We start from the raw sequence: 14,073 nt of genomic DNA on the forward strand, positions 1-14,073 counted from the left end.
ATGAGCCTTCCATCAACCATTATGAACGTTCAACTCGAGGCTCCCGTCCGATTTAGTCCATCGGTCGAACGGCCAGACGCGGATGAGGATAAAACCACCCAGGCTCTGATCGCGACCATGCGGTATATCAACGAAAAGACCTTCGCTGATGGCGGTCATGCGCTCAGAAGTGTGCACGCCAAGACCCATGGAATTTTGCAGGGCTACCTGGAAGTGGATACGGACCTCCCAGGTGACCTTGCACAGGGATTGTTCGCGAAGCCCGGTCGTTATCCGGCTGTGCAGCATCTGGTCGATGCTTTAGCGGCAGTCCGCGCGCAACTGGGCTGGTCACTCGGGGAGGAAGCGGCTTGAAACCCGGTGCTTCCCTGGCGGTCCTGCTGACTGCTTCGACTGGATGCGCGATGACCGTGCTGGACACCAATGTCGTCGCCGTCGTCCTCCCGACGATTGCGCGCGACCTGGATGCTTCCTTTGCCGATGTCGAGTGGGTGGTCAGCACCTATGTTCTCTGCTTCGCCGCACTGTTGCTCCCCGCGGGTTCAATCGCCGATCGTTTCGGCCGGCGGAAGGTGTTTCTCGGCGGGATCGGCTTGTTTGCCCTCGCTTCACTGCTGTGCGGGGCCGCGCCGAGCGCGCCGGCACTTTATCTGGCTCGCGGCGCCCAAGGAGTAGGGGCCGCGTTTCTACTCGCACCTGCGCTCGCGGTCATTGGCCATGCTTTCCACGGCGAGGCCGAGCGCGCACGTGCCTGGGCGATCTGGGGCGGAATCATGGGCCTCACAATGGTCCTTGCGCCGATCATCGGTGGCGTCATCGCCTACGGACTCGGCTGGCGCTGGGCCTTCTATGTCAACATGCCGGTCTGCGCGCTTTTGGGCGCCGCTGTCCTTCCGCTCATCCAGGAGTCGCGCGACAGCGAGGCGCGCAGCCTCGACCCGGCGGGCATCATCCTCTTCGCGGCTTCCATGTTCGGCCTGACCTGGGGTTTGATCCACGGCCAAGCGCAGGGCTGGCTATCGACCTCCGCGCTCGCGGGCTTTGCCGGCGGCTTCGCTGCATTCATCGGGTTTCTCGCGGCTGAGACCAACCAGGCCCGGCCGATGCTCGACCTCGCGCTCTTTCGGTTGCCACGCTTCATCGGCGCCGTGCTTGCCATGTTCGCTTATGCGGCCTCGGCGCAGGTCATGGCACAGCTCCTGCCGCTCTACTTGCAGAACGGTCTCGGGTTGCCGCCGCTTGATGCCGGCTTGGCCATGTTCCCCTTCGCGATCGCCATGCTGGTCCTGCCGCAGATCGGACAATGGCTCGGCCGTTATCTCGCATCCCACCAAATCCTTGCGCTCGGGCTCAGCGTTGTCTGTCTCGGTAACCTCGTCACAGCCTGGGGCGCGGCAGGAAGACTGTGGCCGCTCCTCATTCTCGGCATGATTATCCTCGGCAGCGGTGGAGGCCTCCTGAATGGCGACACTCAGAGGGCGATCATGGGTGTGGTGCCGCGCGAGCGAGCCGGCATGGCCTCCGGCATCAGCACGACGTCGCGATTCAGCGGCATCCTTTTGGGCTTTGTGGTGCTGAGCACCATAATGGCGATCGTCGCGCGAGCCGCTCTGACGACAACTATCTGCGCGTCTATTGCGAGCCGTTGCGAGGCCGCTACGGAGTTCGCGAGGCTCGTCGCCGCCGGCGATGTGCCGAAGGCCGTCGCGTTGATGTCCCCAGTCTCGCCGACGATCGCCAACGAGATTGCTCATCGCGGCTATGCCACGGGTTTCGTGGCCGCGCTGCTTACCGCCGCTGTCGTCGCCGGTCTCTTCGCGGTCGTGGTCGCAATCCAAATGCGGCCGGCGAGGGGCCGGTCATCACCAACTGTCTTCGACCGGGCGCTCCATCGTGAGGAGTCATTCGTCAGCCGCCGGCATATGGATGTGCTAATCGAGAAGTGGAACGAACAGCACCCGAAGCTGTGGCGCTACTGGTCGCTCGAACCGAAAGAGAAGCCGAAGGCTGAACCGGTTCAGCGGGTCAACAAGGTTCACAGCGCCGCCGAGATCGTCGCACGCATACGCGAGGACATCGCGGCCTGGGACAATATGATCCTGCGCTTGATCACAAGCGATCAGAGCGGTCCGGATATCGCTGAGCTGGAAGCCTTGATCGAAGGCTTCGAGGACGATCTCAATCTCATGTTGGATGGGGAAGACGATGCCTAAGTTTCGACAGACTGAAACCAGCCGGTGTCTTGTGACCTGGATAACCGAGATCGAGGCCAAGGATATCGAGGAAGCGCGCAGGCTGTTCGACATGGGCGCCGGCACCCAACCAAGCGGACCGGTGTACAGCGATGACGTGGCTGATATAAGCACCAAAACCAAAGTCGAACAGATCGGGGAACGATGACCGACAAACCAAAATTTCCTGAGGCCATTGTTTCCACTCGCGGTTTTGTTTGGGAACAGCCTGCCGCGCATGCGGCCCGCGCCGTGCCGGGCATTCCCCGCGACGAAAATGGCCCGGTATTTCGCGAACCCTGGGAAGCGCAGGCTTTTGCGATGGCGTTGACGCTGCATAAGCGGGGCCTGTTCACTGGAACGAATGGGCAGCAACGCTTGCCGACGAAATTGCAGGCGCGCAAGCAAACGGCGATCCCGACACCGGCGAGACCTATTACCAGCACTGGCTGGCGACGTTGGAACGCCTGGTTGCCGAAAAGGGCGTCGCCTCCTCCGAAACGCTGCATCGCTACCGCGATGCCTGGGACGCCGCCGCCGACCGCACGCCACATGGTTCGCCGATCGAACTTAAGCCGGAGGATTTTGGCTAGTACCGTCGGTGCGGAGGAGCTACGCCTCTCCAAGAATGGCCGTGATACCCGCGAAAGCGGTTATCCAGTACGCCGTGGCTTCGCGATTGATCTCCGGCTGCTCTGGAATACTCGATCATCCGCTTTCGAGGATGATGACACTGTGGGCTTGGTGAACCAGCAGCTTACGAGTTCGCCGTGCGCCCCGCATATGCGCGCCAGCCCTTCGCGCGCAAAGCGCAAGCCGGGCATTCGCCGCAACCAAAACCCCAGTCATGCCGCGCGCCGCGTTCGCCGAGATAGCAGGTGTGGGAGTGTTCGCGGATCAAATCGACCAGCCCTGCCCCGCCGAGTTCGCTTGCGAGCCACCACGTAGAGGCCTTGTCGAGCCACATCAGCGGCGTGTGCAATTCGAACTGCGTGTCCATGCCGAGCGGTCATGCAGCAATGCATCACCAATCGCGGCAGAGCAGTCGGCCTCTCAACCTCGTCGGTCGTATCCTTCAGTGCTTGACGCTCTTTGAAGCGTTGGTGTGGAGGCTCCGATTTGCCGTTCATGCTCAATCGTCCGGGTCGTGGACTAGCGTACCGGAAGGGTCCACAAGTACTACACTTGCTCCACTTGCGCGCGTCAGGATAAGACGGCCTGCAAGGGGCGCTCGGTCTCGATGGATAAGCACTTAGATTCGAGCTTTGTTACCGTCGTAACTCACTCGCGAAATCATGAAATGATCTTGTTGTGTGGTCGGTATACTTTCGTGTCCTTGACATTGGGAGGCCCGATCGAATGCCGGTTGCATCGAACATCAAAATTGCTTCGAAATACTTCAGAACAAATGACGGAGTTCGATTGCACTATTTGGAGGCGGGTGCGGGAAAACCGCTCGTTCTGATTCATGGCCTCTCGCAAACCGCGGAGCAATTCACGTTTCAGATCGAAGGCCTGGCAGATCGTTATCAGGTGATTGCGCTCGATCTACGCGGCCATGGAGAATCGGAGAAGCCAAACTTCGGTCTCAAGATACACCGCCTTGCCCAGGACTTGCGCGAGGCGCTGATCGCCGCGAATGCGGACGATGTCACCCTGCTCGGGCATTCGATGGGGTGCTCGGTCATCTGGGCCTACTGGGAATTGTTCGGCGCAGATCGCCTTGGCAAGATCGTGCTGACCGACGAACCGCCGATGCTGACCTCGAACCCTGCCTGGACCCCCGAAGAAGTTGAGGCGGCCGGATCGATTCTCACACCCGCCTCCTTGTGGGAAACGGCCAATGCCCGGTCGGGTCCAGACGGTGAAGCAGCCGCCCGCGTTTTCATCGAGCACTGCGTGTCGAGAAACTGTCCGGAGGATGTGAAAGAATGGATCATCCAGTGCACCTTGCGCATGGCCGGCAAGGACGCCGCAACTCTGTTCGTTAATCATGGATGTCAGGATTGGCGCGACATCATTCCACGCATCACGCTCCCCACTCTTGTGATCGGGGGGCGGGTCAGCCTCATACCCTGGAAGTCACTCGCATGGATTGCGAAGCAGATAGCTGGCGCCAAGCTGGAGATCTTTGAGGAAAATGAGGGCGGAAGCCATTTTATGTTCGTGGAGAACCCGACCAAGTTCAATCAGATCGTGTCAAAATTTGTCGCTTAGGTCGCTTACGAGAAGTGCCGATGTAATTCCGCCATCCTGCACCAGGGACAAGTCCGGCCAATCGAATACCCACTCAGGCTTAGAAGAGCGAAAGTCCAAGAGTGCTACGAAACATTATTGCCCTCCGGCCGGCTGGCCTCCTCCGCCTGAGCCTTATCGTCGATATCGCCAGGCCCCTTTGCATAGATCACCGCGGCCCATGCGATGACATTCAGCTGACCAGCCGCTTTCGGCCTTCCCAGAACGGTGCACGCAGTTCACGCTTAAGAATCTTGCCAGGGCCAGACATCGGTAGTTCATCGCGAATTTCGACGCTGCGCGGGCATTTGCAGTGGGCGATGCGCTCCTTGCAGAACGCGATTATGTCGACTGGGTCAACCTTGGCGCCCGGCCTGCGCATCACGATGGCGTGCACCTGTTCGCCCCAGGTCTCGTTCGGGATGCCGATGACCGCGCACTGCGCCACGGCAGGATGCTGCGCCACAATGTTCTCGACCTCGGCAGAGTAGACATTCTCCCCCCAGAAATGATCATGTCTTTGAACCTGTCCACTATGTAGACGAATCCATCCTCGTCCATGTGGCCGGCATCCCCGGTGTGCATCCAGCCGTCGACGATTGCCTTGGCGGTCTCCTCGGGACGGTTCCAATAACCCATCATGACCACATCGCCACGGGCGCAGATTTGACCGACTGTGCCGCGCGGCACCTCTCGATCGTTCTCATCGACGATCCGGACTTCGACGCCAAGCGTCGCCCGGCCGCCCGACCGGTGGCGTCCCCGAGAGCGCCCTTCGCCGAGACGCTCGCGCGCGTGCAGAATGGTGGCGATCGGAGACAGCTCCGACTGGGCGTAGGCTTGTATGAACGCGACCCGCGGCAGGGCTGCACTCGCTCGGTCGACCACGGCCTCGCTGATCGGTGAGCCGCCATATAGGATCTGCTTGAGCGAACCGAGATCACGCAAACGCACCGCCGGGTGGTCCGCCATCATCCGGATCATGGTGGGTACCAAGATGGTCTCGGTCACCTTTTGTTGCTCGATCGCGTCAAATACGGTTTCCGGCGTGAATGCCTTGATGACTACGCTGGTCGCGCCACTCAGAAACAGGGAATACATTCCGGCGCCGTTCGCCATGTGGAACATGGGTGCTGCATGCAGATAAACCGCGGTTTCGCCGCATAGCCCTCCGCCAGGCAGTTGAACGCGTTCGCCGCAATATTGCGGTGACTGAGCATCACACCTTTCGAGCGGCCGGTGGTGCCGCCGGTATAGAAGATGGCCGCGAGATCGTCGGGCGCCGCCATAGCATCCGGCATCGGCCCGCTCGCAGCTATCAGCGCTTCGTACCCGAACATTCCATCCGGTACGGGATCATCGTCCGCGTAAATCAGCATCAGGCTACCCGACGCATTTGCTGCAAGCGTCATTCCGGCTTTCGCGAAAGCATTATCGACGACGAGCAGCTTGGCGCCGCAATCGCTCAGGGCATCCGCTTTTTCCTGGATATTCCAGCGGATGTTGAGCGGAACGATCACGGCTCCCGCCCAACTGGCGGCCAGGTAGCACTCGATGTAACGATCCTGGTTGAGCATGAGGACCGCAATGCGATCGCCGCGGCCGAGGGAATGGGCGCGCAACGCTCGCGCAAAGCGTGACACGCGGTCCCCGATCTCTTGCCACGTGCGGCGGCGGCCCTCGAAGATCGTGGCAGTGCCGCGCGAATTGACCTGCAAGGAACGCCGTAGTCCATGGGTGATATTCATTGCGTTGACCTCTCGTCTATGAAGCTCATAGGTGCGTTCCTCATTGACTATCGCTAATCCGGTCGCCGCCGGGTTCACTTGCCGGCAAAAGTCGCCCTGGGAAACGGCTTGCCCGCATTGATCGCCTCGGCGGCATTGCGCAGGGCTGTCCGCGCATCCTCGGTCTCGAAAAGCGGCATCGAAAGGTCGTAGAGCTTCGCCTTGGCGGCCTTCACGCCCTGCTCGGCTTGCATGCGCCAGAGCGCCTTGGTCGCAGCGAACGCTTTTGTCGGTCCCTCGGCGAGGCGGGTGGCCAGCGCGGCGGCTTGCGACTCTAACTCGGCGTCGTCTACGACCCAGTTGACCACGTTCCACTGCCGCATCTGTTCGGCAGTCGCCGGCTCGGAAAGGAACACCATCTCGGCGGCTTTCGCGCTGCCGACGCGCTCGGCGATTTGCATCATGCCGCCCTGCAAAGTCACGATGCCGACACGCGCTTCCGGAAATGCGAAACGGGCGGACCTGGCGGCGAGGATCAGATCGCAGCTCAACGCGAGTTCGAACCCGCCGCCCATGCATCCGCCCTGCACAGCAGCGATGGCTGGAATCGGCAGGCGTTCTAGATGGTCCAGCGCTTCGGCGAACACCTGTATCTTTGGCTGCAGGATCTCCGTGGGAGTGCCTGGCCAGTCCCGTACATCCCCGCCAAGACAGAAGTCGCCGCCTTCGCCCCGGATGAGGAGAGCCCGTGCCGGGCTCTTTTCTATTCGTTGAATAGCCTCCCTAAGCTCAACACGCATATCGAAGTTGATCCGGTTGCCGTCGGCATGATTGAGGCTGAGCGTGGCGACGGGACCGCCGATGTCCAGGTGAGTGAACGGCATGATGTTATCCTGATGTTGAATGAAAGTGACGGCGCGGGTCGTCGGCGTCGGCCTCATCTTCCTTAAGCAGCGGATCGCCAGAACCTGTGTCCCTGTCTGGCGCCGACGGCGTCCCTCGATAGACCGTAGTGATTCCTGACCACTCGACCCGCTTCTTGCGATCGAGGGGCTCGTAGAAGATTCGTCGATCATCGCAACTCTAGCTTTTTGCGCGAGCGTGCGACGGAGCTTGCCGTCGTTCATGCAGAAGAGACCGCCACGTCTAGGGAGTCGGGAGTTTGACCAAAGCCGAAGCGACTTGCGCTCCGTGAGCGATGTCATATGGCGTTGTAGCGCGCGGCCGGCTTGTTGGTCTGGGTGGCGGCGAACAGCGTCGAACGGGCGGCGTCGTACTTGTCCCAAAGGCTCGCGTCCGCCACCGTGGGCCACGTGATGGCTTCACCCTTGTCGAGGCCGGCGAGGGCGGCATCCACCAGATTCTCCGCCGACATCACGGTGTCCTGGTCCAAGGCTGATAGCGGAAGGCCTGATGCATCCCAAATTTCGGTTGCCGTCGAGGCGGGAAGGACCACCTGGACCTTTACGCCAGTCCCGACCAGTTCGTCCTGAAGGCCTCGGCTGAAGTTCATCACAAAGGCCTTGGTGCCGCTGTACACGGAGCTGACCGGGAGCGAATGGATGGCTAACACGGAGGCAATGTTGATGATCACTCCGTCATTTCTCGACAGCAGTGCGGGAAGAACAGCATGAGTGAGGCGCGTCACCGAAGTGATATTCAGCGCTATCTGGGCCAGGGATTGTTGCACGGGCGCCTGCGCAATCGCCGCAAGCCTAGCAAGTCCGGCATTGTTTACGAGGATGTGCACCGCCGGATTCGTTGCGAGGACCTTTTCGACACGCACAAGGTCAGATTCCTTCGCGAGGTCAGCGGCGATCACCTCAACTTTGGCGCCAGCATAGGTCTTCAAAATCTTTTCCGAGAGGGCCTCTAAGCGGTCGGCGCGTCGCGCCACGAGGATGAGATCGTAGCCCCGAGCGGCAAGGCGGTCGGCATAAACAGCGCCGATGCCTGAGGATGCTCCGGTAACGACTGCGATTTTCTTGAAAGTGGCCACAGACATGGGGGTTCTCCATTGGTTGAGCCCTAAACCATTTGGGCGGGCTTAGCCCCTTTTCAATGGTACAGTGCTCAACTATATTTTACGCAGATGGGAAAGATGCGTGGTTCTCCGGCAGTTGATCTGGATGACAGGGGCATGGAGGCGGTCGCTGTGCCAGCCAAATTTGCTTGCACGAACAACGCGTTGCGCCGTGCGGCGCGTCGCCTCGGCCAATTGTATGATGAGGCGCTTGCCCCGATTGGACTAAAGGCCACCCAGGCCGGTCTGCTCGCCCAGATCGGCGAACTAGCCCGCGGTCAAGAAGGGCCGACGCTGCAGGATTTGGCGGAGCGGTTAGCAATTGGAATCTCGGCGCTAACGCACGCCGTGCGGCCGCTCGTTAGGGACGGACTGGTTGAACTGCGACAAGACCCCCAGGACGGGCGCACGAAGCGCGGTATTCTGACCCGCTTAGGAAAGGCCCGGCTCCGGCAGGCGTACCTGCTGTGGGCAGCGGCGAACCGCCGCGTGGAAACTGTCTTAGGGCCAGTCTCGGCCGAGAAGCTGCGAAGCTTGGCGGATCAAGTCGCCTCTCAGGAATTTCTCGCCGCTTATACCGCCCGCAAGAAGCTTGGAACCAATCCCGAGGTGACGTCCGAGTGATCTTTTGTGTCGGTATCATGTCGAGTTGGACAATCTCGTCAGGACCAAAATTTGTCCCAAAGGACAAATCGACGACCTGCCCCCTAGCGGGGCTCGTCCCGCAGTCTCGCGCCACACGCGATCGATGCCGGCCTATCAGCAGACCGCGCACGCGGTATCCTAAACATCTATCTGATGCCTATCTCCGAGGAGCCTTTCTCAATGTCAGCACTTACCTCCATGTCCGGCCTTTCGTCGCGCACGACAGCTATGCGTGTGGCTTCGCTGATTACGGCGATCAACGTTCTGGTTGCGGTCGGGTTTGCTGTCGCAGGACTCGTCAATCCGAAGTGGATACTGCCGGCGAGCTATGTTCCAACGGAAGCCTCGTTCATATTCGCCCTATACGCTGCAGCTCGCACCATACCACTCGCCGTGATTGCTTTGGTTGCGATCTACCAACGTTCGGAATCAGCAATATTGCTATTGGGCACCCTGGCAGGTTTCATACAGTTGCTGGATGCGGGGGTTGGACTGTTGCAACATGAACTAGGAAAATCAATTGGACCTCTTGTCATTGCTGCATTCCAGCTTCTTGCGGTGTGCCTCTTGCGTGGATCTGTCCGAGGCAGCGTGGAATAGCGGCCGCGCTCGGAAGCAGGGGATCGCCTCAATGTTCCGCTTTAGGAAATGCATATGGTAGAGGAACTCCGCGCGCCTGCACGCCCGCAATTTTCTCGAACGGAAAAGCGCGTCCGTGCCGCACGCGCAAAAAAAAAAATTGCGCCACTAAGCGTGCCGTGGGCAGCAACAAAAGCAGCCGGTTGATCAAACAGCCGCTGACCCGGCTTCTCGGAATTGCATCACCGGTCAGCTGTAAGCTATTGAAAACCCTTGGTGCGAGCGAGCGGAGATGGAAGGACGATCGAGATCGTGCAGTTGCGTTCGGCCCAGTCGATCGCGAAGCCGCCTAGAATAACTCGATGTCGGGCTACTTCCGGCTGAGGCTGGTCTGCCCGGTTGGCGCGCTTAGCCGATATCGTAAATCGACCAATGTCCGCTTGGCGCCAAGAAGGGCCGTTCCTGAAAGTCGGGCTCGGCCCGAAACCGCCGGCACCTGACTGGCCCGGCGATAGGCCTAGTCTGCGAGGCGCTAGTTCAATTGAGGGGGAATAACAATCCCTCTGACGCTGTATCGACGCGGCTTGGATCAGTCTTGGACGCGTGCTCTAGGCCGCTGAGCATAATAGCTATGAAAGCGCAAATTCCGACCCAGGTGCCTATTATACTCTTCGTGCCCATATTCGTGGTTAGTTCGGCCGCGTCTGCAGAGCCGACTTTCGGGTGCCTCCCTCCGAGGTTGGCGACGCTGGCTCGCGGCGCCGTCGACCGCCCGAGCTCAGCCAAGTGATGAGATGCGGCGGCTCGCGATGGTGCGACCCTCCGGCCTCGCGCGGTGTTGATGCGACGTGAGAAAATGTTTTCTTCTAGCGGATCAATCGCTTCACCATTTCCATAGCGAACCTAGACGCCGTTAGTTTGCTCCGGAGAAATGACATGAAAAGGCCTTCTCTTTGGGCAATTACAACATGTTTTTTAGTTGCTCTAGCAAGTACCGCACACGCACGATCGGCCTATGATGGTTCCTGGGACCTCGCCTTCGTGACGCGACGAGGTGCGTGCGATCCCACCTACAACTTCACTGTCAATATTTCTAACGGAGTTGTGACGGAGCCTAATCTCGTAAGATTCAGGGGATATGTCGCGAAATCCGGCGCAGTTCGCGCTTCGGTGACCGTTCAAGACAAATACGCATCGGGCTCAGGCAGACTCTCCAGCAGCTCTGGCCGCGGGACATGGAGCGGCTACGCAGGAAATGCGCGATGCTCGGGTTACTGGACTGCACAACGAAATTGACATCCTCACAAGGCGAAAACGGGAGGACATTCCGAATCCATACTATGCGAACGACCGCTTTGCCTCCACGAGCAGTTATTCGCTCATCAAACGTTTCTGGAATGTCGATCTCCCCGATCAGCCGATTCTTGTCGGCCTCATCGTCCGAAAGATCGAGCGAGCTGAGTTTTCATCGCTCCCAATAGGTCGGATCAGCAAACGCATCGCGCAAGCAATCGGCGAAGGCCCTCAACTTGGCGGACGGCCGCCGACCCTCCGGGTGGGCCACATAGATAAACTCCTCCTCAGGTCGCACCCCGACGTCGACGACTTGCAAGCTGCCAGTCTTTATGTCGGCGCCCACAATAAACATCGGCAGAAGCGCGATGCCCAGCCCGGCGAGCGCCGCGTCACGCATCATGTCGCCGTTGTTCACGAGCAGCGCTGGTCGGCCGCGCACGATCGTTGCTCCATTCGATCCTGAGAAGCGCCAGTCGCCGACGCCCCGGTTCGTGTAGAAGATCCCACGATGACCATCGAGATCGGTCATCAAGCCGGGTGTACCTTGTCGCGCAAGATAGTCCGGTGACGCGACGAGAACTCGGCGGCTCGATGCCAAGCGCCACGCCATCAGACGCGAGTCCGCGATTGGACCGTGCCGAACCACGGCGTCGTAACCACCGGCGCTTGCGTCGACACGGCGATCGTCGAGATCGAGCGTCAATTCGATGCGGGGATGTTTGGCGATAAACGGGTAGATGGCTGGCCCCAGGTGCATGCGGCCAAAGGTGACGGGCGCCGAGATGCGCAACGGGCCTACCAGGGCTCCGCGTCGCTCCGCCATATCGGCGGCGGCCTCCTCAACCTCCTGCGCGATGCGGGAGGCCCGCTCAAGGAAGGCGATCCCGTCCTCGGTCAGCGTCAGCTTGCGCGTGCTGCGGTGCACAAGATTAGCGCCGAGACTTCTTTCAAGTTCGGTCAGCCGGTCGCTCACCACGGACTTGGACAATCGCAGCCGCCGCGCGGTCTCGCTGATCGACCCGGCCTCAGCGATCGCAACGAAAGTGGCTAAGCCATCGAGCTTCAGCATCGTTCGGGTTTTCCGGAAATCAATTCCACCAATGTAAGTCTAATCCCGACAATGCATGAATGCTACCGACGTTTCGCCCAGCGGGGCTTATGGCGTCGGTCGGAGCGACCGCCCCCCGAATGGAGGGAGATGTGCGATGCTCAGCTTTGTCATCGGGGTTCTTGGGGCGCTCGCTATCGCGCTCCCGGCGGCGGCGCAGGTGCAGCCCTTCCCTGCATCATTCCGCACGCAGGAAATCGAGACCAACGGCGTAACGCTTCATGTTCGCGTCGGCGGCGACGGGCTGGCGGTCGTTCTGCTCCATGGGTATGGCGAGACCGGCGACATGTGGGCGCCGCTCGCCGCCGCGCTGATACATGACCACACGGTTATCGTGCCCGACCTGCGCGGCATGGGCCTATCCTCACATCCGGCAGGCGGCTACGACAAGAAGACCCAAGGCGAAGACATCGCAGGCCTGCTCGACGCGTTGCATATCGACAAGGTCGAACTCGTCACCCACGACATCGGCAACATGGTCGGTTACGCCTTTGCGGCGGAGCATCCAGACCGCGTGACAAAGTTCGCCTTGCTCGATGCACCCCTGCCCGGTGTCGGCCCGTGGGAAGAAATTCTGAAAAATCCGTTGCTATGGCACTTCCGCTTCGGCGGTCCGGACATGGAGCGGCTGGTCAAGGGCCGCGAGCGCATCTACCTCGACCGCTTCTGGAACGAGTTTTCGGCTGATCCGAAGAAGTTTGATGAGGCCTCGCGCGAACACTACGCCAGGCTCTATGCCCGCCTCGGAGCCATGCATTTCGGTTTCGAACAGTTCAAGGCCTTCGATCAGGACGCCATCGACAACAAGGCGTTTCTGACCAAAGGCATGCTGGTCATGCCGGTGTTGGCGGTGGGCGGCGAGAAATCGTTCGGTCCGATGATGGCAACCGTCATGCGTTTCGCAGCCACAAATGTGCAGCAGGCCATAATCCCCCACTCTGGACATTGGCTGATGGAAGAGAATCCAGCTGACACCGTCAAGCTGCTCAAGGATTTCCTGCAATGATGACACTTAGAGAATGCATGCAAAGCACAACCGTGAGCATCATCCTCGCGCTCGCCAGCGCCACCGCCGCGCTCGCCGGCTCGCAGGAAGAGCGGCGCCGGCTGACACCGTCCGACATCGCAGCCATGGCCAAGAGCGGCGCGGGCGCCGGCACCTCGGGTGTCTCGGGAATACAGACCACGGTGTTGTCCGGAGATCCAACCGCGGCGGGGCCTTACACCATCGCGCTTCGCGTTCCGGCGCATATGAAGATCGCGGCCCATACGCACAGGGACGATCGCGCCGCAGTCGTCATTTCGGGAGTGTGGTTTTTCGGCTACGGCTCCAGCGCCGACGAGACGGAGGTCAAGGCTTTGGAGCCGGGTAGCTTCTACACCGAGCCGGCCGATGCACCGCACTTTGCCATGACCCGTGATGAGCCTGCGGTCGTCTACATTACCGGATTTGGTCCCACCGACACACACTACATCGACGCCGCCGCCGATCCCCGACGTCCCTAACCCTTATCTCACTATCGATAGGACAACTGCCATGACCTCTCCCAGAGCCATTCGCGACCCGCTCGCCGATCACATGCTCACACCGCAGAACGCCGCGCTGTTAATTATCGACTTTCAACCGGTGCAAGTTACGTCAGTCGCCTCCATGGACCGCCGCGCGCTGGTGACAAATATCACCGCGGTCGCAAGAACTGCAAAGTTGTACGGTCTGCCAATCGTGGTTACGACCGTCAACGTGAAGACGGGCTTGAACCAGCCTCTCATTCACCAGCTAGTGGACATCTTGCCCGGCGTCGAACCAATCGATCGCACAGCAATCAATGCTTGGGAAGATGACGACTTCGTCGCGGCCGTAAAGGCTGCGGGTCGCCAGAAGCTGATCATGGCGGCACTCTGGACCGAGGTCTGCCTGGTATTCCCGGCGCTCGACGCCCTGAAGGCAGGTTACGAGGTCTATCCGGTGGTGGATGCCGTCGCGGGCACATCGGCTGAAGCCCATCGCGCGGGTTTGGAGCGCATCGTTCAGGCTGGTGCGAAACCGACGAGCTGGGTGCAGTTGATCTGCGAGTTGCAACGCGACTGGCTGCGCAAGGAAACGGTTCCTGGCTTCGTCGATATCCTGTTTGCGGTCGAAGGGCACTGATCGCTCGCCCGCGCTATCCATTTGGATACCCGAGAATTGTGGTGAACGGCAGTGGCGAGATGCTGCTACATGAACGACCG

The 14,073-nt window shown here is 60.2% G+C and carries 15 protein-coding genes and 2 pseudogenes; 10 read left to right on the forward strand and 7 right to left on the reverse strand.

The window, feature by feature from the left end:
- From B5527_RS36530 to B5527_RS36540, 4 genes and pseudogenes are all read left to right on the forward strand, one after another.
- A complete protein-coding gene (locus B5527_RS36530; protein ID WP_154072706.1) occupies window positions 1-354 on the forward strand; it encodes a hypothetical protein in 354 nt (117 codons plus the stop codon).
- A complete protein-coding gene (locus B5527_RS36535; RefSeq protein WP_245332389.1) occupies window positions 351-2,213 on the forward strand; it encodes an MFS transporter in 1,863 nt (620 codons plus the stop codon). The genes B5527_RS36530 and B5527_RS36535 overlap by 4 nt, the downstream gene beginning before the upstream one ends.
- Complete coding sequence (locus B5527_RS44850) at window positions 2,206-2,400, forward strand: hypothetical protein (RefSeq protein ID WP_154072707.1); 195 nt, start codon at window positions 2,206-2,208, stop codon at window positions 2,398-2,400. Before B5527_RS36535 ends, B5527_RS44850 begins: the two co-directional genes overlap by 8 nt.
- Window positions 2,397-2,824, forward strand: a pseudogene (locus tag B5527_RS36540) (nitrile hydratase accessory protein). The gene B5527_RS44850 and the pseudogene B5527_RS36540 overlap by 4 nt, the downstream one beginning before the upstream one ends.
- A 164-nt stretch (window positions 2,825-2,988) precedes the next feature.
- On the opposite strand, the pseudogene B5527_RS36545 reads toward B5527_RS36540, so the two are convergent.
- Window positions 2,989-3,237, reverse strand: a pseudogene (locus tag B5527_RS36545) (7-cyano-7-deazaguanine synthase); the annotation flags it as partial.
- Between the two features lie 353 nt (window positions 3,238-3,590).
- Here B5527_RS36545 and B5527_RS36550 point away from each other — a divergent pair.
- On the forward strand, window positions 3,591-4,448 hold the full coding sequence (locus B5527_RS36550; RefSeq protein WP_079605814.1) for an alpha/beta fold hydrolase: 858 nt from the start codon (window positions 3,591-3,593) through the stop codon (window positions 4,446-4,448).
- A 211-nt stretch (window positions 4,449-4,659) separates the two neighbouring features.
- Here B5527_RS36550 and B5527_RS46850 read toward each other — a convergent pair whose 3' ends face one another.
- The 5 genes from B5527_RS46850 to B5527_RS36565 form a co-directional block, all read right to left on the reverse strand.
- On the reverse strand, window positions 4,660-4,932 hold the full coding sequence (locus B5527_RS46850) for an AMP-binding enzyme (protein ID WP_338065064.1): 273 nt from the start codon (window positions 4,930-4,932) through the stop codon (window positions 4,660-4,662).
- Window positions 4,848-5,567 (reverse strand): AMP-binding protein, encoded by a 720-nt coding sequence (locus B5527_RS46855; protein ID WP_338065065.1) that lies wholly within the window; start codon window positions 5,565-5,567, stop codon window positions 4,848-4,850. Before B5527_RS46855 ends, B5527_RS46850 begins: the two co-directional genes overlap by 85 nt.
- Window positions 5,549-6,292 (reverse strand): AMP-binding protein, encoded by a 744-nt coding sequence (locus tag B5527_RS46860; RefSeq protein WP_245332391.1) that lies wholly within the window; start codon window positions 6,290-6,292, stop codon window positions 5,549-5,551. Before B5527_RS46860 ends, B5527_RS46855 begins: the two co-directional genes overlap by 19 nt.
- Complete coding sequence (locus B5527_RS36560; protein ID WP_172842771.1) at window positions 6,289-7,320, reverse strand: enoyl-CoA hydratase/isomerase family protein; 1,032 nt, start codon at window positions 7,318-7,320, stop codon at window positions 6,289-6,291. The genes B5527_RS46860 and B5527_RS36560 overlap by 4 nt, the downstream gene beginning before the upstream one ends.
- A 74-nt stretch (window positions 7,321-7,394) precedes the next feature.
- Complete coding sequence (locus tag B5527_RS36565; RefSeq protein ID WP_079605816.1) at window positions 7,395-8,198, reverse strand: SDR family NAD(P)-dependent oxidoreductase; 804 nt, start codon at window positions 8,196-8,198, stop codon at window positions 7,395-7,397.
- Between the two features lie 135 nt (window positions 8,199-8,333).
- Between B5527_RS36565 and B5527_RS36570 the strand changes: the two genes are divergently transcribed.
- On the forward strand, window positions 8,334-8,840 hold the full coding sequence (locus B5527_RS36570; RefSeq protein ID WP_245332392.1) for a MarR family winged helix-turn-helix transcriptional regulator: 507 nt from the start codon (window positions 8,334-8,336) through the stop codon (window positions 8,838-8,840).
- 201 nt (window positions 8,841-9,041) lie between these two features.
- Window positions 9,042-9,461 (forward strand): hypothetical protein, encoded by a 420-nt coding sequence (locus B5527_RS36575; RefSeq protein WP_154072709.1) that lies wholly within the window; start codon window positions 9,042-9,044, stop codon window positions 9,459-9,461.
- 1,444 nt (window positions 9,462-10,905) lie between these two features.
- Here the strand turns inward: B5527_RS36575 and B5527_RS36590 are convergent.
- Window positions 10,906-11,805, reverse strand: a complete 900-nt coding sequence (locus tag B5527_RS36590; protein ID WP_079605821.1) for a LysR family transcriptional regulator — start codon at window positions 11,803-11,805, stop codon at window positions 10,906-10,908.
- 136 nt (window positions 11,806-11,941) lie between these two features.
- Here B5527_RS36590 and B5527_RS36595 point away from each other — a divergent pair, with 136 nt between their 5' ends.
- Genes B5527_RS36595 through B5527_RS36605 form a run of 3 tightly spaced genes read left to right on the forward strand, consistent with a single transcriptional unit; the run spans window position 11,942 to window position 13,993 of the window.
- The gene (locus tag B5527_RS36595; protein ID WP_079605822.1) at window positions 11,942-12,850 is read left to right on the forward strand and encodes an alpha/beta fold hydrolase; all 909 of its coding nucleotides are present in this window, start codon (window positions 11,942-11,944) and stop codon (window positions 12,848-12,850) included.
- Window positions 12,851-12,867: 17 nt separating this feature from the next.
- Window positions 12,868-13,350: a cupin domain-containing protein gene (locus B5527_RS36600; protein WP_079605823.1), complete on the forward strand. Its 483-nt coding sequence runs from the start codon at window positions 12,868-12,870 to the stop codon at window positions 13,348-13,350.
- Window positions 13,351-13,381: 31 nt separating this feature from the next.
- Window positions 13,382-13,993: a hydrolase gene (locus B5527_RS36605; protein WP_079605824.1), complete on the forward strand. Its 612-nt coding sequence runs from the start codon at window positions 13,382-13,384 to the stop codon at window positions 13,991-13,993.
- Window positions 13,994-14,073 lie beyond the last annotated feature (80 nt).

Source organism: Bradyrhizobium erythrophlei (assembly GCF_900129425.1).
In the GTDB taxonomy this organism is placed as follows: Bacteria; Pseudomonadota; Alphaproteobacteria; order Rhizobiales; family Xanthobacteraceae; genus Bradyrhizobium; species Bradyrhizobium erythrophlei_C.

Excerpts from the sequence above, each read along its gene's own strand:
- B5527_RS36550 (WP_079605814.1), top strand. The coding sequence starts at position 3,591 with ATGCCGGTTGCATCGAACATCAAAATTGCTTCGAAATACTTCAGAACA.
- B5527_RS36605 (WP_079605824.1), top strand. The coding sequence starts at position 13,382 with ATGACCTCTCCCAGAGCCATTCGCGACCCGCTCGCCGATCACATGCTC.
- B5527_RS36570 (WP_245332392.1), top strand. The coding sequence starts at position 8,334 with ATGGAGGCGGTCGCTGTGCCAGCCAAATTTGCTTGCACGAACAACGCG.
- B5527_RS36595 (WP_079605822.1), top strand. The coding sequence starts at position 11,942 with ATGCTCAGCTTTGTCATCGGGGTTCTTGGGGCGCTCGCTATCGCGCTC.
- B5527_RS36530 (WP_154072706.1), top strand. The coding sequence starts at position 1 with ATGAGCCTTCCATCAACCATTATGAACGTTCAACTCGAGGCTCCCGTC.
- B5527_RS36560 (WP_172842771.1), bottom strand. The coding sequence starts at position 7,320 with ATGAACGACGGCAAGCTCCGTCGCACGCTCGCGCAAAAAGCTAGAGTT.
- B5527_RS36565 (WP_079605816.1), bottom strand. The coding sequence starts at position 8,198 with ATGTCTGTGGCCACTTTCAAGAAAATCGCAGTCGTTACCGGAGCATCC.
- B5527_RS36600 (WP_079605823.1), top strand. The coding sequence starts at position 12,868 with ATGCAAAGCACAACCGTGAGCATCATCCTCGCGCTCGCCAGCGCCACC.
- B5527_RS44850 (WP_154072707.1), top strand. The coding sequence starts at position 2,206 with ATGCCTAAGTTTCGACAGACTGAAACCAGCCGGTGTCTTGTGACCTGG.
- B5527_RS36575 (WP_154072709.1), top strand. The coding sequence starts at position 9,042 with ATGTCAGCACTTACCTCCATGTCCGGCCTTTCGTCGCGCACGACAGCT.
- B5527_RS36590 (WP_079605821.1), bottom strand. The coding sequence starts at position 11,805 with ATGCTGAAGCTCGATGGCTTAGCCACTTTCGTTGCGATCGCTGAGGCC.
- B5527_RS46855 (WP_338065065.1), bottom strand. The coding sequence starts at position 5,567 with ATGTATTCCCTGTTTCTGAGTGGCGCGACCAGCGTAGTCATCAAGGCA.